The organism is Anaerobacillus alkalilacustris, from assembly GCF_001866005.1.
GTDB lineage: Bacteria > Bacillota > Bacilli > Bacillales > Anaerobacillaceae > Anaerobacillus > Anaerobacillus alkalilacustris.
In genome coordinates, this window is record NZ_MLQR01000049.1 from 37,054 (window position 1) to 53,373 (window position 16,320).

The window sequence follows — 16,320 nt, forward strand, 5'->3', positions numbered from 1 at the left end:
ACACTAGCCATTTCTTACTTTTAACCTTTTAAAGTTTTGGCAATACTTCTCTGACTAACTGAATAAATTTTGGTTTTGTACGATTAGCGATTTCCATAACTTGTTCATGAGTTACACCCTCTAGTTCTTCACCTATTGCCATATCGGTAATACAACTAATCCCAAGTACTTTCATCCCCATATGACTAGCAACGATCACCTCTGGAACTGTCGACATTCCTACAACATCTCCACCTAGCTTACGGAGCATAATTAACTCTGCAGCTGTCATATAGGTAGGTCCGGAAATACCTGCGTAAACTCCTTTTTGAAGTTTGAGGTTTAAGCTAATTGCAATTTCTTCAACAACAGGAATATATTCTTTTGTATAAGCGGCACTCATGTCTGGAAAGCGCGGACCAAACTCTGTTTCATTTGGTCCAATTAATGGGTTTGTACCTGTCATATTAATATGATCAGAAATAATCATTAAATCACCAGGTGAAAAGTCTGCATTCATTCCACCACAAGCATTAGTAATAATCATAGAGGAAACCCCTAATAGTTTCATAACCCGAACCGGAAATGTAACTTCTTGCATAGAGTAACCTTCATAAAAGTGAAATCGCCCTTGCATAGCTATGACACTTTTTCCATTTAAATCACCGATTACTAACTGACCTTTATGACCTTCAACTGTAGAAACTGGAAAGTTAGGTATTTCTTCATAAGGAATTTCTACTCGATTTTCAATTTCATCAGCTAATTCACCTAATCCAGAACCAAGTATCAAACCTATTGAAGGTGTTATCGTTATTTTTTTCCGAATAAAACTTGCCGTTTCAGTAGCCTTATTTAAAACGTGATTCATATTTCTAACAACTCCCACCTAATTCATTTCTTTTACTATTTCTTTTACAAATGTTAAAAAGTTTGTTTTTACTTTTTCAGTCGTTTCAATGACTTCATCATGAGTTAGTGGCTGATCTAAAATTCCTGCAGCCATATTTGATATACAAGAAATACCGAGAACTCTAATATTTGAATGCCTAGCAACAATAACCTCTGGAACAGTAGACATTCCTACTGCATCACCACCAAGCGTTCGCAACATCCGAATTTCAGCAGGAGTTTCATATGAAGGGCCTGTATTTCCAACATAAACGCCTTCTTTAATATCTATATTTAATTTTTGTGATTGAACTTTAGCTAATTCGATCAATTCTTTACAATAGGCGTTTGACAAATCAGGAAAACGAACCCCATGTTCTCGATTATTTGGCCCTATTAAAGGGTTATTCCCCATATTATTGATATGATCTGTTATTAACATTAAATCACCAGGGCTAAAATTTTCGTTTATTCCGCCAGCAGCATTTGTAACAATTAGATTTTTCACACCTAGTTCCTTCATCACACGAACCGGGAAGGTCACCTTTTCCAAAGAATATCCTTCGTAGTAGTGAAATCTTCCTTGCATGGCTATCACTTGTTTATTTTGAAGCTGACCAATAACTAATTGACCAGCATGCCCTTCCACTGTAGAAATCGGAAATCCAGGAATTTCGTTATAAGGGATTTTAATTGAATTTTCAATTTCGTCTGCTAATACACCAAGTCCGGAACCCAAAATCAGACCAATTTCAGGTTGAATAGAAACTTTTTCTTTTAAAAATGCGATTGTTTCATTCATCTTTTTCACGTCCATTTCTAATTTCGTTCAAAAAACTTTTACCATACTGAGGCATTTTCACGTTAAAGTTCTCAGCAATTGTTGCACCAATATCAGCAAATGTACTTCTAACCCCTAGATCAATACCAACTGTTTGACTTTTATCATATACAATTAAGGGAACATATTCTCGTGTATGATCTGTACCTGGATGGACTGGGTCATTACCATGGTCAGCAGTTATGATTAATAAATCATCTTCCTGTAGTTTTTCTATTACTTCAGGTAACCTTACATCATATTCCTCCAGCGCTTTACCGTAACCAATTGGATCTCTTCGATGACCAAATATTGCGTCAAAATCAACTAAATTTAAAAAGCTTAAACCTGTGAACTCCATATCTATTGACTCAACTAATTTATCCATTCCATCCATGTTTGAAATAGTTCTTAAAGCCTTTGTAATTCCTTCACCGTCATAAATATCAGAAATCTTTCCAATCGCTATCGAATCATACCCATTATCTTGAAGTTCGTTCATCACCGTACGTTCAAAAGGTTTTAGGGCATAGTCATGACGATTAGGTGTCCTTTTCCAAGCCCCTGGCTTTCCTACAAATGGTCTAGCGATGATCCTACCAACCATATATTTTTCGTCTAACGTTAACTCTCTAGCAATTTTACAAATACGGTATAATTCCTCTAAAGGAACGACTTCCTCATGCGCCGCGATTTGTAAAACTGAGTCCGCAGACGTATAAACAATTAAAGCACCACTTTTCATGTGTTCCTCAGCCAATTCGTCTAAAATTTCTGTTCCAGATGCAGGTTTATTACCAATAATTTTTCTATTTGAACGTTTTTCTAATTCTTCAATAAGTACACTAGGAAACCCTTCTGGAAATGTACGAAATGGAGTATCAATTTTTAACCCCATAATTTCCCAATGTCCTGTCATTGTATCTTTACCATTTGAAGCTTCTTGCATTTTACCGTAATATGCAAGTGGAGAGCTTACTTTTTCAATTCCCTTAATTTTCTCTATATTGCCTAGTCCTAATTTTTCCATATTGGGCATATGTAATCCATTCATTTTTTCAGCTATATGTCCAAGTGTATTGGCTCCGAAATCGCCAAACTTATCGGCATCAGGTGCCTCACCTATACCAACTGAATCCATAACTAGAAGAAAAATTCTTTTATAACAAATATTTTTCATCATATACTCCTCCCTATTATCATAAGAAATTTATAAACTTCTATCGTTTTACACCGTTACTATACCCATGTACTGCTAAAATAATTGTTTACGGGTTATACGAATGAAGAAGTCGGAAGTCAGACAACTATATTGATTAGAAATGTTGGCGAAAGCTTAGTTATTAGATAACCGTTATCAACATTTCGTAATTCACAAAATAATTTTATGCCCTTGGGTGAAAATGAGAATATACATCTTTTAATCTCAATTTTGTAACATGTGTATAAATTTGTGTGGTAGAAATATCAGCATGTCCTAACATTTCTTGTACCGCTCGCAGGTCAGCACCGTTTTCCAACAAATGGGTGGCAAAAGAGTGCCGCAATGTGTGAGGTGTAAGCTCTTTTTCTATTCTCGCTTCATTACCTACTTTCTTTAATATCTTCCAAAAACCTTGCCTTGATAGACTTTCACCATGGTGATTAACAAATAGAAAGTCATGTTTCTTCTTTTTGGTTAATACCGGTCTAGCAAATTCAATATAGGTAGCTAGTGCTTTTGTAGCTAGTTTGCCAATGGGGATAATTCTTTCTTTATTTCCTTTCCCAATACAACGAATAAACCCCATTGTTAAATGAATATCTTGTTGTTTTAACGCACAAAGCTCTGAAACACGCATCCCAGTTGCATACAACAACTCTAGCATCGCTTTATTTCTTCTATCAAATTCTGAGCTAGTACATGGTGCATTTAATAGTGCTTCAACTTCATCAAAAGACAATACTTTAGGTAACTTTCTCTCTAGTTTTGGTGTTTCAATATGTACAGAGGGATCATTATTCGTTATTCGTTCTCTTAACAAAAATTGATGAAATGAACGTATTGATGCTATTGTTCTAGCAATCGTCGCTCTGGATTTCCCATTTTCTTTTAAATAATACAAGTAATTCATGATTAAGATCCGCGTTACATTATTTAAAGAAATTATTTGCTCTACATTGATTAGATAGCGAGTATAGTTTTGTAAGTCTCTCCTATAAGAAACAATCGTATTTTCTGCAAGGCCTTTTTCAACAATAATGAAGTGGAGGAAATCTTCTATTTTATTATTCATATCTAACTCCTAAATATAGTTAAACTACTCCCCAAATTGATAAAAAAACATCAGACGATTTAAAAATCCATCTTGTTGTTGATGTTCATTCATTTGAACAACCTTTATGGCGCGCCCTTTTGGTTCATCATAACGGTGATAGCTTTGATATTCCTGACTCACCCATAGAATACCATAATAAAACAATAACGTGCACCCCATAAAAAGTAGAAATACCCGAATAGTATCCCAAGCTATAGAAAAAAAGTTTTTAAACATAAATAATACCTCCTAAAACAATACCTAAATACATACTTAGTACAAGATATGCCAAAAACAAGAGGCTCTATACCTTTAAATTGGAATTTTTTATTCAATGAATTTCATAATCCATTATTTTCGCCACTAAGAAACTATATCTAGTTACACTAGATCACCCATAACTAGATATAGAATTTTGGCTTGTTTTAGGTAATTGTCTCGTATTATATAAATTTCAATGCTGAATCTGTTATATTCAGAACTTACTTATTCCTAAAGTTAGTAAATTTATAAAAGGAAGTTTATAATTTCTGATAATGAGAAAACCTTCCCTAATAATAAGGAAGGTTAAGTAGGGGAATTTTCTTGGCAACGACTACAAACCCCATGAAATGTTAATCTGTGATCTTTTATTTTAAAGTTCCAATTCTCTTCCACCACTTTTTCTACATCACCTAATAAATCTTCTTGAATTTCATCTACTGCACCACATTCAATACATACTAAGTGATGATGAAAATGTGCAGCTCCTTCTTGACGTAAATCATAACGTGAAACACCATCACCGAAATTAATTTTATCTACAACTTTTAATTCACTAAGTAGTTCTAGAGTTCGGTAAACCGTAGCTAATCCTATTTCAGGTGCTTTTTCTTTCACTAACAGATATACGTCTTCTGCACTTAAATGATCATCTTCATGTTCTAATAATACACGAACTGTCGCCTCTCGTTGTGGAGTAAGCTTGTAGCTTTGAGAATGCAACTGTTTCTTAATTCGTTCAATTCTTTTTTCCATACCTTTATTGCCCCTCCCGAAAGCCGATTAAGTAGCTTAATTATACTCAATAAAAGAAAAGGGGTCAAATTAAAATCATTACAATAATTAGATTAGAATAAACATTAATTTAAAATATTTATAATCTACATTAAATTTACTACCATTCTCATTAAATTCGGAGATACATATGCCTCAAACGCTGAAGCAACGGCTAATAATGCACCAATACATAATACTAATGCTGAATAGCGTAAAAAGTGTTGAAAAATGGGCTCATGACTTCGTTTAATAAATTGTTGTCGAACCATTTTTAATGAAAATGCTACCGAAGCTGTTGCCACAATGATATATGCTGGAACTAAAATAAAATTTTGTGGCATTACTGATGTAAAGGAAAGCATGAAACCATTCATGCCTAACTGATTCACTAAAAAACCAACAGTGAATCCCACAACGACCCCCTTAATAAATAATAAAATTAATATGATTGGAAGTCCTATAATAGAAAGCCCTAATACCCACATCAAGCCAATATTTTTCAGGTAATGAGCAAAACTTTGTGAAAACATTGCTCCTGAATCTGCTAATTGTCCTTCTGAAACCTGTCCAAAAAACTGATTTAAATATATATGAAGGTCATGCCTTTGATTTAAACTTAAACTATTAACAATAATGGCACCAAATATTATCCCAATTAAGAATAATACAATCGTAAATATATAAATAGAACGATTTTCTTCAATGTGATAAGCAATAGCTTGACCAATTCCAACAGGCTTTCTTCTCATCGTTCTCCTCCTCAACTATTCTTCGTTACTCTACTCTATGAAAAAAAATCGACTTCTATGACAATTAATAGAAATCGATTTTTCATATTCATACGATTTTAAATTTTCCATTTAGGAAAGACGGTGAATTATTATTTAATTTTCCCATACTTTCCTCCGCCCCCCTGCTTTAATGATAGCTCTCCCATTCTTGCTTTAATAATAAGGTCTACAATATTCATTGGTACCACTTGCTGTAAATCTTCTTGGGACACATCGTGGATAATGTTCATATCTGTTTTAAATCGTTGTCGTAATTTTTGTAATGTTTTTGGACCAACACCTGGAATAAATTGCAAAGGAACTTGATGTATATAAGGAGGACGTAATTTTTTAAGTTTTTTAACACTTTGATTTACTTCTACTATTTCTTTTATCCTTGCCGAAACCCCTTTCACAAAATGGCGATGCCCACAACCTGGACACGTTTGTAGCATTTCATTAGTAACAGGTTCCATACAACGTTCACAAGTTGTTTGATAGTATTTTCCGAGTTGTGGATCTAAACCAAAATTACACTCAACCTTCCTCCCATTCAAGTTTTTTATTGCCATTTCTAATTCATAAAAACTAGGTTGTTGCATTATTATTTTTTGATATTCACGTGCTATATTTGCTAAAGAATGAGCATCAGAATTTGTTAAAAACGTAAATTTGTATAACTCTTCTATCTGATTTGCCATGGTAGTATCAGAGCTTAGACCTAGTTCAATTGCATCTATCCATTCCGGATTAAAAACCTCAGTTAAACTTCTTTCTACACCTCTACCATAGAGACTCTTAAAAGGGGTAAAAACATGAGCAGGGATAAAAAGACCACCTAGTTCTTTTACTTTTTCTTGTAATAGAACGCCTTCCTCATATATCCGTTGAGAACTTAAAGTAATATTTGTAACCCTAATGGAAAACCATTCTGAGAATTGTTTCATTGTTTTTAAATAAGGAAAATAAACAAGGACATGAATAGGTCCCTTACTCTTTTTGTCATACACTTCTATTTCAGAACCTAAAACAAAGGAAATCTTTCCTTTATAACAAAGACCACCTTGTTTATTTTCTTTAAGGATTTCTTTTTCTAATAAACAATCAATTTGTGCTAATACTTCTGGTACATGACAATCAATTATACCAATTAAATCTAATCCTTTAATATCAACAGCTTCATTTAAAACTCTTTCCAATGTTAATGATTTCGATGCTGTAATTTTTACTGGTTTACCAGAAGCGGTTGCTCCTAAATGAATATGTAAATCTACAAAAAAGGACTTTAAATGACTCAATATGATCAACCACCATTAAGTTTTAAATACTGAATTGCAAACACTGTTTTTGCATCATGAATAACTTGCTTTTCAATCAATTCTTCCGCTTCATCCAACGTGACTTCTATAACTTCTAAGAATTCGTCCTCATCACAATTTACTTCACCTAGTTCCATTTCATTCGTAAAATAAATATAGACTAATTCATTTGCAAAGCCAGGCGAAGTATAAAAAGATGTAACTAATTTTAAATCTTTCGGTCTATAGCCCGTTTCTTCTTCAAGTTCTCGCTTAGCACACTCTAACGGGTCTTCACCTGGTTCCAATTTTCCAGCAGGTATCTCAACAAGTTCCTTTTCTAATGGCTTTCGAAATTGGTTAATTAGCAATATTTTTTTATCCTTAGTTACAGCAATAACTGCTACTGCACCAGGGTGTTTTATAATTTCACGCTTACTATGTTCTCCGTTAGGAAGCTCTACATCTTGAACCTCTAAATCAATTATTCTTCCTTTAAAAATTGATTGTGTAGATATCGTTTTTTCATAAAATTTATATGTCATTTCAAACACTCCTCACATTAATTTAACTACAACACCTTTTCTCTTCAAGAAAAAAATTTTAGGATTTTGAAACAAAGAGTACTATTACCCAAAACCCCTTCATACAGTTTATCATAGCTTGTCTCTTTTAATTGACAGGCACTTGAAGGGAGACGATGTAAAGTGAAAATTTACGTTCAAGAACAACGTGTAACGTTAGTAGGAAAAGCCTGGCAAATAAACTATATGTTAAAAAAATATATGAAAAAATATACAACTGTACAAGAATGGATCGATGAACAAAAGTCAAAATGTTAGATTTTAATCGATAACCCATTTGATTGCTCCAGCAACCCCTAAAAAAAAGATGGGATCATCTTCATATTTTCTACCCATTGTTTGAATTGGAACGGCACTATTTTTAAGTCCATGTAATACTAACTCTTCTAGGGGCTCTCTTTGTAACCAACGAATAGTATGTTTCAATTGGAGCTCCTCAATTTGCTTATTGATCTTATTTCCAATACTGCCAATAATAATGGGGAGTGGCAAAATACATTTTGCATAAGTAAATTCCATCATAGGTGTAATTGTATGATGACTAATCCCCAGGTGCCGCTCACGTTTATCGGACTCAGAAAGCCTCGGCACCCAAACTGGCAAACCCTCTAAGCTACTAATAATATTAGCCCATGAAGCTTGAACGATGCCGCTATACCCATACCGAGTGTTGGTTCCTACTACACCAGGTCCTAAAGTAACAAATATAAGGTCTGCTTTTAGAACCTTTGTTGCAAACTGCAAAGCAGTTGGAAGGTTTACAGCTTCATATGTCCCTCCAAAGGCTTGACCAATAGTTATCGTTGAAAAGCGCTCATCATCCTTTAATGCTCGGATATGACTACTTAAGCTTAACGGAATACTAGCCTCATCACTAACTATTACTACCATCCTACCTCCTTTATTAAGAAAATCCATAGCCCAAAAACAAATAGGGATCATACTATGTAGTTCCCCAATTAGTACTTTCTTTCCTTCTAAAGAAAATGGTTCTTTGAACAAGTCATGATATAAACTTTCTTGAGCTTCCACCGCCAATACGCTGTGCTGACTTGGCAAATATCGCGACTTCATAATATGTCCTTCTGGAATAACTTTGGTTACTGGCATAGAACGAATAACAGAAGTAACTATATCCATTCCTCCAGTACCTAACTTAAGCGTAGTAGAAGTAACATTGACGATAATTTCTTCATTTTTACTTGCTCTAGGAGTAATAGTTAGGTATGACAATGCTTTTTTAGCACCATCAGAAGTTTTTAATATCTGTATTTCTTCATCCTCATAAATAATATCTTCAACCAGCACTTTTTTCTCTATATACATAATGAAACTCCTCAATTATTTATTCCATATTATCACAATATCACCAGTATTTCCTTTAAAATGGGAATTAATCTAATTGTTTGCTCTGAAATTCCAATATTGATATTGTATGGGTAAAAATACTAAAATATTATCAAGAGGTGAAGTACATGAAAAAAAGCCGAATAGGAAATTCCGAGTTATTTGCGTCAACAATTGGCTTAGGATGTATGTCATTACAACCTAAGAAACAATTAAGTGAAACAATCATTCATCAAGCTATTGAAAAAGGTATAAATTACTTTGATACTGCCGATTTGTACGATTTTGGACAAAATGAGGAATTGCTGGGCCGTGCACTAAAAGGTAAGCGACAAGATGTTATTGTTGCTACAAAAGTTGGGAATCAATGGAAAAAGGGAAAGGAAGGTTGGAACTGGAATCCAAGAAAAACATACATAAAAGAAGCAGTTAAACATAGTTTAAAAAGACTTAATACGGACTACATCGATTTATATCAGCTCCACGGTGGGACAATCGACGATCCAATCGAGGAGACGATCGAAGCTTTTGAAGAACTGATTAATGAAGGGTGGATTCGTTACTATGGGATTTCTTCCATTCGTCCTAAAGTAATAAAGCAATATGTTGAAAAATCTAATATTATTAGTGTTATGATGCAGTATAGTTTATTGGACCGTAGAGCTGAAGAAGCTATCATTGAACATCTAAATCAAAATAATATTAGTGTTATTCCACGAGGACCTTTAGCAAAAGGACTTCTTACTGAAAATTTTTTAAATAAAATAAAGTCAGAAGGCTATCTCGACTACAATGAACACGAATTAAAGAATACACTAATTAAACTACAACAATGGGCCAAAAATCATGATTATAAGTTACATGAGCTAGCTCTACAATATTGTTTAAGTACTCCTAATACAGCTACTGTCATTCCAGGTGCGAGTACAATTGAACAATTAAAAGCAAACGTAACCACATCTCAAAAATTAGCACTTACTAAAGATATGGTTTACGAATTAAAAAGTATGTTAAAAGAAAGCAAATATCATTCACATAGGTAACAAGAAAAGCGCAAGCGCCTTGGTCACGAGCGAAAGGCACTGGAAGGCCTTTGACAGAAGCCGCTCTTTGGCTTCCGAAAAGGACTGAAGTGACCGAGCTCGTAGGCGCTGAAGCTAGACAGTTTCCAAGTTAGAAACTTATAAATTCTGATACTGCAAGAAAAGCGCAAGGCGCCCGCCTATCGGCGACAAACACTGGAAGACCTGCTCGTAGCGGTCGGGTTTTTGACCGAAAGAGAAGGTCTGAAGTGATCGAGCCGATGGCGCCTGGAGCTAGACAGTTTCCAAGTTAGAGATTTATAAATTCTGATACTGCAAGGAAAGCGCAAGCGCCTTGGTCACGAGTAGCTTAAACTTATATTTTTTAAACATAGAAAGGAAGAAGGTTATAAAATACCTTCTTCTACATTAATCAAGAATCTTTTTCAATTCTGACTCTAGCATCTCATAATTCACCTTTCCTCTTATCGGAATAACTATACGGCCCTCTTCGTCTAAAATGTAAGTGACAGGAATAGATCTTACTTGATATAAGCTTTCTATTACACCTCTTTGATTGGTCGTATCAATTGGTTGATCTAAAAAGTTAGGAAATGAGATATTGTATTCTTCAATAAATTGTTTAATGACCTCTTCACTACTCTCGAATGTCGCCATATTCATCCCTAACACTTGAACACCTTGATCTTTATACTCTTTAGACAACTTAATCAAGTCAGGCATCTCATCTCGACAAGGCGGACACCAAGAAGCCCATAGGTTTAGGACAACGATTTGCCCTTTAAATGATGATAATGACTTTTCTTCATCTGTTCCCCATAAAGGTAATGTGAAATCCGGTGCATACATTCCTTGTTGCAAACCAATTTCGCCATTCGGGATAGATGACGTCTTCATTTGATTTATATCATTAACTTTCTCTCTCCCACCACTTGTGAACTGAAACCCATCGTCTGATATATTTTCAACAAATACATATACAATAAATGCAAAAGCAACTAAAGCTATAGTAAAACTAACAATACGATTTTTTGACACGAACGTCCCTCCTTTATAATAGTCTAATCAATTCCTCCCAAAAGTTAAAGAAAACTTGAAGTAAACCAAAATCCAATAGCAAAAAACGCTATAGAAAACGATATCGAAAATAATACATAAATACATGCTTTTTTTGTTTTTCCATCTTTTAACAATTGCATACTTTCCACACTAAATGTAGAAAAAGTAGTAAAAGCACCAAAAAACCCGAGGCCTACTAATAAAAACAGCGGTTCTTCATAAATATCAAGGTTAACACCTTTTGAAAAAAGAACTCCTAAAAATAATCCAAGGCCAACTGAACCAATAATGTTTACAAATAACATTGCAATCGGTATAGGTGGATGAGGAAACCTTTTCATTAAAATTAACCCTAGCGCATAACGGAGCATAGCTCCAACAGCACCACCTAGCATTACTAATAATGAGTTCATTCCATCTCACCTTCTTTTTTAGTGTTTCTATAATACAGACTTATATGTTTTCCAAGAATAAATCCTAAAAATGCAAGTGCTATGCCACCAAAAATTGAAGTACCAATATATAAGGTCACTAAAAATGGTGAAGGACGAATAAATAAGCTATATACGTCAGCAGCTAAAGTAGACATTGTTGTAAATCCACCACAAAATCCTACACCCAAACCTGTTTTTATAATTTCATTTAATTTCATATTTACAATCCATCCAGTTAAAAATCCTAATAACAAGCTACCAACTAAATTCTCTAATAATGTGCCTAATGGAAAAAGTAATGATAAAGTTTGAATGTTGATCGTATAGCGAAATAAGGTCCCTATTGCTCCCCCACATCCAATAGCAAGAAAGGTAAGTATATGTATTTTTTTCATGACACCACTCATTTCTAAGTTCTTATATACGAAAGTATAATGAACGTTTTAATAAGTTTCAATGATATGTAATAATATTATCTTTATACTTTACTATTTAATTTTCTCTTTATAAAATCTATTACATTTGCTAGAATTAGTAACAGTTATTTTGTTACTAATTAATTGGAAGGAGACACTTATGTCTATCATTGAAGCTATCATTTTTGGAATTGTACAAGGCTTAACAGAATTTTTACCGATATCTAGTACAGCTCATATTGTTATTACTCAACTCATTTTAGGAACACCATTTCCTGGTTTGACATTTGAAATTTATTTACACATCGCATCGGTTTTGGCAGTTATGATTTACTTCAGAAAGGATTTAATCGAGGTTATCATCGGCTTCTTTAGCTATTTTAAGACAAGATCAAAGAAAAATCGAGTTCATTTTCTCTTTGGAATTTATATTCTTATAGCAACAGTAATCACTGGGGTTTTAGGTATGCTTCTAAAAGACTTTGTAGGAGACTCAATGAAAACTCCACCTTTTATAGCAAGTGCTTTAATCGTTACTGGATTAGGTTTAATTTTTATTGAAAGAGTTCATCAGTACGGCGCACGTACTGAGAAAGACATGAACTTTTTTGATGCCATTGTCGTAGGATTAGGACAAACTTTAGCTGTATTACCCGGAATTTCTCGTTCAGGTGCCACATTAATCACTGCCCTATTAGTAGGTCTAGAACGTGATACTGCTGTACGTTATTCATTTCTACTTGTTATCCCTGTCATTTTAGGTTCTACAGTTCTAGCAGTGGGTGATGTTAGTAAAGAGGTATTCTCCGCTATCGGTACTCCGGCTCTTATCATCTCATTTATTACCACTTTTATCTTTTCTTGGTTAGGAATTATTTGGCTGATTGATTTCTTAAAAAGAAGTAAACTAATTTATTTTGCTATCTACTGTTTTGCTGCAGCAATTTTTGTCTACTTTTTCCTTGATGTTACAACAATTATCGATATTTAATATTTAACCTAAAGAAAGAGAGGCTAACTTTTGCGTCAGCCTCTCTTTTTAAAATTTTTCATAAAAGGATTTTTCAATAGCCTTGCTATCAAGATCTACTCCAATTAATATCAAACAAGGTTCTGTATTTAAATTTTCTTTTACTCTCATCATATTCAACTGATTAGATGAATATTGGAACTGAAATAGCCCCGCAGTTTCTGTTAAATTTACAATACCTTTTCCTCGAACCATTGTTTTCGGTAGTTTTTTTAGCCACTTTTCAAAATCGATCCGATCAATCGGGCGGTTTATATCAATTTTAACAGCTTGAAAAGAATGGTTATGGTGAACTTTTGCATGTTGATCACAAGTGTGATTATGATTACAACCGCATTTGCTTGAACTTAAAAGATTAATTTTTTCATGGGATCGATGAATTCGAACCCGTTTTTCCAACATTTCTTGTATATTCACTTCTCCATAGCTAGTTTCTATAACTGGTGTGTTCCCTTTTTTAAGATCTTCTACTTTTCTTCTAATCTTATCAGTATACTTATGATTTATTAAATCCATTTTATTTAGAAGAATAAATGAACTTATAGAAATTTGTGATTTTAATATATTACGCACTTCCCTCGTGCTAGAAAAAATACTTTGGTACTCCAAATACTTACTTCCATCTATTACATTAATTACCGAAAACAAATCAATCTTATCCATTAACAAAGGTTCTGTAAGGGCATCTACTATTTCTATAGGATTAGCTATACCTGTCCCCTCTATTAAAATAATATCAGGTACAGCATTATCACTCAAACTAGTAATAAAAGTGTGTAATTCTTTAGTAAAGTCACTTTGTATCGAACAACAAATACAACCGTTAAGCATTTCTAATACGTGATCATCCTTAAACAAATGTTCTTCAACATTTGTTTCCCCTATTTCATTAATAACAATAGCAGGTTTTAATTTATTTTCTCTACAATAATTAAGTAAATGCTGTAAAACTGTTGTTTTACCACTACCAAGAAACCCTGTGATAATATAAGTAGGAACTCTTTTTTTCATAGTCTCCTCCGTAAATAAAAGTTAACTTTAACTTAGCATAAGAAGTCAAAAAACTCAAATAGGAATGATTACTATTTAACTGCCATCTTCTATTTAAGTATAGGAATAAAAAGGTTTGTCATATACTTATTGTTTTATGGTAAACTATTAAAACGAATGTAAAATGTTTGAGTTTTATTGATATAGCTCACTTACATAATTTATTAACTAAGGAGTACATCATTATGAACGTTAAAGAGTCTATGACATCCCTAGTAAAAGATTTACTCGGTGTAGCTTTATTACTAGTGTTTTTACTTCTATTTTTTAACATTGAGAGAATTAAAGATACGACTACCTTGCCAGATAGTCTAGTAAATGTAAATACTATTTTTATTAGTATTATAATTGAAGCTTTTCCGTTTATTTTGTTAGGGGTATTTGTTTCTGCATTAATTCAAATATATGTCTCTGAGGATACTATCCAAAAATATCTACCTAAAAATGCAATAGCTGCACTTTTTCCGGCAGCTGTTCTCGGTGCAATTTTTCCAATATGCGAGTGTGCAATTGTTCCTGTTGTAAGAAGGTTAATAAAAAAAGGAATGCCACTACATGTTGGTGTCGTATTCCTAGTAGGGGCTCCTATCCTAAATCCTGTAGTATTTGCTTCGACTTATTATGCATTTAGAAATAATCCAAGTGTATTATATTCCAGGATGGGATTAGCTTTCATTCTCGCTATCATTATTGGAGCAGTTATTTACTTTTTATTCAGAAAAAATAATGACCAATTAAAATGGAGTAAAGAAGAATTACTAGGTAAACAAGTTTCAAATGTTAATACACCAACGAAAAAACCTAATCGCATTAAACAAACAATGTATCACGCTGCCGATGAATTTTTTATGATGGGAAAATATTTAATTGCTGGAGCCTTTATCGCAGCTCTATTTCAAACATTTTTAGATAGAAGTATTTTACAAGCACTAGGTTCAAATGAATATTCGTCAACATTTGTTATGATGGCTTTTGCATACGTATTATCTTTATGCTCTGAAGCAGATGCCTTCGTTGCAGCATCCTTTTCCAATAACTTTACGACTAGTTCCATTATTGCCTTCCTAGTTTATGGACCTATGCTAGATTTAAAAAATACGATTATGCTTCTAGCATTCTTCAAAACTAAATTTGTTTTGGCATTTATAACTACTGTAACTGTATTTGTTTTCGGATCAGTATTATTATTACACTTTTTTATTTTATAATCTTCTTATAGAGAGGGGCTAAAAGCCAATGAATGACAAAGGTGATTTGGGGTTTCATGCGTATATTCGAGGAATTATCCTCTTCGGTTTTGCCCTATTAATTTTAGGATACATTATCACTGACAATATGAAGTACTATATTGCACCTAAAATGATGCCTTTTATTTATTTTTCTCTTGTTGTGTTTTTCCTTTTAGGAATTATTCAAATTTTTAGAAGTACAAATAGAGGAAAATCAGAAGAAGAAATTGATTGTGATTGTGGTTTAGACCATCAAATATCCGGACCTCGTTGGGTAAGATTACTTGTTTATTCTATTTTTATTTTACCACTTTTAATGGGGTTTACGATTCCTGACCAAGCATTAAACAGCTCTGTCGCAGCAAATCGGGGCATTATTTATGGATCAGGTATTAACTTAGCCAATCCAACAACAAACATTGAAGACGGTCAATCTAGTACACCTAGAACTGACCAATTTCTAAATGATCCTGAAGGTTATCTAGCAAGTATAGAAGGTTATGAAACAATTGATGAAATTGAGCATTACCAAATTGAGGATTTTTACGACGAAGAATGGTTCAATGAGTACTATGATAACATATTAACTGATTTACATGGTGAGACAGTCATAAAAGTTACTGATAAAAATTATTTAGATGTTATGACTTTACTTGATTTGCATTTAGAGAGCTTCGTTGGAAAAGAATTGGAAATTATGGGGTTTGTGTTCAGAGAACAAGATTTTGAAGATAATCAACTTGTAGTAGCTAGATTTTCTATGACATGTTGTACTGCTGATGCTGGGGTGTATGGTACGTTAGTCGAAACCGAAGAAGCTTACCTTTATCCAAATGATACATGGGTAAGAGTAAGAGGAACTATTAATAAAACTAAGTATCATGGATATGAACTACCTGTCATTATGTTAAGGGAAATAACTATCATAGATGAACCAGATTCACCTTATGTTTACCCAAGTTTCCGATGAAAACCTATTGATAAATGTAATTACACAAGGTGGCTGATCCGCTGAATCCAGAGCTGGCGTATTAT

Annotated in this window: 19 protein-coding genes; 5 read left to right on the forward strand and 14 right to left on the reverse strand. The window is 33.5% G+C overall.

The window, feature by feature from the left end; all coding sequences use genetic code 11:
- Positions 1-28: 28 nt before the first annotated feature.
- From BKP37_RS17460 to BKP37_RS17500, 9 genes are all read right to left on the reverse strand, one after another.
- Entirely contained in the window at positions 29-850 is an 822-nt protein-coding gene (locus BKP37_RS17460; protein ID WP_071310910.1) for a purine-nucleoside phosphorylase, read from the reverse strand.
- Between the two features lie 18 nt (positions 851-868).
- A complete protein-coding gene (locus tag BKP37_RS17465) occupies positions 869-1,672 on the reverse strand; it encodes a purine-nucleoside phosphorylase (protein WP_425425004.1) in 804 nt (267 codons plus the stop codon).
- Entirely contained in the window at positions 1,665-2,870 is a 1,206-nt protein-coding gene (deoB, locus tag BKP37_RS17470) for a phosphopentomutase (RefSeq protein ID WP_071310912.1), read from the reverse strand. Before deoB ends, BKP37_RS17465 begins: the two co-directional genes overlap by 8 nt.
- 205 nt (positions 2,871-3,075) lie before the next feature.
- Positions 3,076-3,966 carry a site-specific tyrosine recombinase XerD gene (gene xerD / locus BKP37_RS17475; RefSeq protein ID WP_071310913.1) on the reverse strand — a complete coding sequence of 297 codons (891 nt, stop codon included), beginning with the start codon at positions 3,964-3,966 and terminating at the stop codon, positions 3,076-3,078.
- A gap of 24 nt (positions 3,967-3,990) precedes the next feature.
- Positions 3,991-4,224, reverse strand: a complete 234-nt coding sequence (locus BKP37_RS17480) for a YqzK family protein (RefSeq protein WP_071310914.1) — start codon at positions 4,222-4,224, stop codon at positions 3,991-3,993.
- 330 nt (positions 4,225-4,554) lie between these two features.
- Entirely contained in the window at positions 4,555-5,004 is a 450-nt protein-coding gene (fur, locus tag BKP37_RS17485; RefSeq protein ID WP_071310915.1) for a ferric iron uptake transcriptional regulator, read from the reverse strand.
- Positions 5,005-5,129: 125 nt separating this feature from the next.
- A complete protein-coding gene (gene spoIIM / locus BKP37_RS17490; RefSeq protein ID WP_071310916.1) occupies positions 5,130-5,774 on the reverse strand; it encodes a stage II sporulation protein M in 645 nt (214 codons plus the stop codon).
- A gap of 131 nt (positions 5,775-5,905) precedes the next feature.
- Positions 5,906-7,093, reverse strand: coding sequence for an endonuclease Q family protein (locus tag BKP37_RS17495; protein WP_071310917.1), 1,188 nt, complete (start codon positions 7,091-7,093; stop codon positions 5,906-5,908).
- A gap of 5 nt (positions 7,094-7,098) precedes the next feature.
- Positions 7,099-7,638 carry an NUDIX hydrolase gene (locus BKP37_RS17500; RefSeq protein ID WP_071310918.1) on the reverse strand — a complete coding sequence of 180 codons (540 nt, stop codon included), beginning with the start codon at positions 7,636-7,638 and terminating at the stop codon, positions 7,099-7,101.
- 162 nt (positions 7,639-7,800) lie between these two features.
- Here BKP37_RS17500 and mciZ point away from each other — a divergent pair, with 162 nt between their 5' ends.
- Positions 7,801-7,935: a Z-ring formation inhibitor MciZ gene (gene mciZ, locus BKP37_RS17505; protein ID WP_071310919.1), complete on the forward strand. Its 135-nt coding sequence runs from the start codon at positions 7,801-7,803 to the stop codon at positions 7,933-7,935.
- Positions 7,936-7,938: 3 nt separating this feature from the next.
- Here the strand turns inward: mciZ and BKP37_RS17510 are convergent, their stop codons facing one another.
- On the reverse strand, positions 7,939-9,003 hold the full coding sequence (locus tag BKP37_RS17510; protein ID WP_071310920.1) for a DUF3866 family protein: 1,065 nt from the start codon (positions 9,001-9,003) through the stop codon (positions 7,939-7,941).
- A gap of 149 nt (positions 9,004-9,152) precedes the next feature.
- Between BKP37_RS17510 and BKP37_RS17515 the strand changes: the two genes are divergently transcribed.
- Positions 9,153-10,067, forward strand: coding sequence for an aldo/keto reductase (locus BKP37_RS17515; protein ID WP_071310921.1), 915 nt, complete (start codon positions 9,153-9,155; stop codon positions 10,065-10,067).
- Between the two features lie 408 nt (positions 10,068-10,475).
- Here BKP37_RS17515 and BKP37_RS17520 read toward each other — a convergent pair whose 3' ends face one another.
- Genes BKP37_RS17520 through BKP37_RS17530 form a run of 3 tightly spaced genes read right to left on the reverse strand, consistent with a single transcriptional unit; the run spans position 10,476 to position 11,955 of the window.
- Positions 10,476-11,105, reverse strand: coding sequence for a TlpA disulfide reductase family protein (locus tag BKP37_RS17520; RefSeq protein WP_071310922.1), 630 nt, complete (start codon positions 11,103-11,105; stop codon positions 10,476-10,478).
- A gap of 44 nt (positions 11,106-11,149) precedes the next feature.
- Positions 11,150-11,539: a fluoride efflux transporter CrcB gene (gene crcB, locus BKP37_RS17525; protein ID WP_071310923.1), complete on the reverse strand. Its 390-nt coding sequence runs from the start codon at positions 11,537-11,539 to the stop codon at positions 11,150-11,152.
- Positions 11,536-11,955 carry a fluoride efflux transporter FluC gene (locus BKP37_RS17530; protein WP_071310924.1) on the reverse strand — a complete coding sequence of 140 codons (420 nt, stop codon included), beginning with the start codon at positions 11,953-11,955 and terminating at the stop codon, positions 11,536-11,538. Before BKP37_RS17530 ends, crcB begins: the two co-directional genes overlap by 4 nt.
- 181 nt (positions 11,956-12,136) lie before the next feature.
- Here BKP37_RS17530 and uppP point away from each other — a divergent pair, with 181 nt between their 5' ends.
- Complete coding sequence (gene uppP / locus BKP37_RS17535; RefSeq protein WP_071310925.1) at positions 12,137-12,967, forward strand: undecaprenyl-diphosphatase UppP; 831 nt, start codon at positions 12,137-12,139, stop codon at positions 12,965-12,967.
- A gap of 48 nt (positions 12,968-13,015) precedes the next feature.
- Here the strand turns inward: uppP and BKP37_RS17540 are convergent, their stop codons facing one another.
- Positions 13,016-14,017, reverse strand: a complete 1,002-nt coding sequence (locus tag BKP37_RS17540; RefSeq protein ID WP_071310926.1) for a CobW family GTP-binding protein — start codon at positions 14,015-14,017, stop codon at positions 13,016-13,018.
- 224 nt (positions 14,018-14,241) lie between these two features.
- Here BKP37_RS17540 and BKP37_RS17545 point away from each other — a divergent pair, with 224 nt between their 5' ends.
- Positions 14,242-15,264, forward strand: a complete 1,023-nt coding sequence (locus tag BKP37_RS17545; protein ID WP_071310927.1) for a permease — start codon at positions 14,242-14,244, stop codon at positions 15,262-15,264.
- 28 nt (positions 15,265-15,292) lie between these two features.
- On the forward strand, positions 15,293-16,255 hold the full coding sequence (locus tag BKP37_RS17550) for a TIGR03943 family putative permease subunit (RefSeq protein ID WP_071310928.1): 963 nt from the start codon (positions 15,293-15,295) through the stop codon (positions 16,253-16,255).
- Positions 16,256-16,320 lie beyond the last annotated feature (65 nt).

Excerpts from the sequence above, each read along its gene's own strand:
- BKP37_RS17460 (WP_071310910.1), bottom strand. The coding sequence starts at position 850 with ATGAATCACGTTTTAAATAAGGCTACTGAAACGGCAAGTTTTATTCGG.
- BKP37_RS17465 (WP_425425004.1), bottom strand. The coding sequence starts at position 1,672 with ATGAATGAAACAATCGCATTTTTAAAAGAAAAAGTTTCTATTCAACCT.
- deoB (WP_071310912.1), bottom strand. The coding sequence starts at position 2,870 with ATGAAAAATATTTGTTATAAAAGAATTTTTCTTCTAGTTATGGATTCA.
- xerD (WP_071310913.1), bottom strand. The coding sequence starts at position 3,966 with ATGAATAATAAAATAGAAGATTTCCTCCACTTCATTATTGTTGAAAAA.
- BKP37_RS17480 (WP_071310914.1), bottom strand. The coding sequence starts at position 4,224 with ATGTTTAAAAACTTTTTTTCTATAGCTTGGGATACTATTCGGGTATTT.
- fur (WP_071310915.1), bottom strand. The coding sequence starts at position 5,004 with ATGGAAAAAAGAATTGAACGAATTAAGAAACAGTTGCATTCTCAAAGC.
- spoIIM (WP_071310916.1), bottom strand. The coding sequence starts at position 5,774 with ATGAGAAGAAAGCCTGTTGGAATTGGTCAAGCTATTGCTTATCACATT.
- BKP37_RS17500 (WP_071310918.1), bottom strand. The coding sequence starts at position 7,638 with ATGACATATAAATTTTATGAAAAAACGATATCTACACAATCAATTTTT.
- BKP37_RS17510 (WP_071310920.1), bottom strand. The coding sequence starts at position 9,003 with ATGTATATAGAGAAAAAAGTGCTGGTTGAAGATATTATTTATGAGGAT.
- BKP37_RS17515 (WP_071310921.1), top strand. The coding sequence starts at position 9,153 with ATGAAAAAAAGCCGAATAGGAAATTCCGAGTTATTTGCGTCAACAATT.
- crcB (WP_071310923.1), bottom strand. The coding sequence starts at position 11,539 with ATGAACTCATTATTAGTAATGCTAGGTGGTGCTGTTGGAGCTATGCTC.
- BKP37_RS17530 (WP_071310924.1), bottom strand. The coding sequence starts at position 11,955 with ATGAAAAAAATACATATACTTACCTTTCTTGCTATTGGATGTGGGGGA.
- uppP (WP_071310925.1), top strand. The coding sequence starts at position 12,137 with ATGTCTATCATTGAAGCTATCATTTTTGGAATTGTACAAGGCTTAACA.
- BKP37_RS17540 (WP_071310926.1), bottom strand. The coding sequence starts at position 14,017 with ATGAAAAAAAGAGTTCCTACTTATATTATCACAGGGTTTCTTGGTAGT.
- BKP37_RS17545 (WP_071310927.1), top strand. The coding sequence starts at position 14,242 with ATGAACGTTAAAGAGTCTATGACATCCCTAGTAAAAGATTTACTCGGT.
- BKP37_RS17550 (WP_071310928.1), top strand. The coding sequence starts at position 15,293 with ATGAATGACAAAGGTGATTTGGGGTTTCATGCGTATATTCGAGGAATT.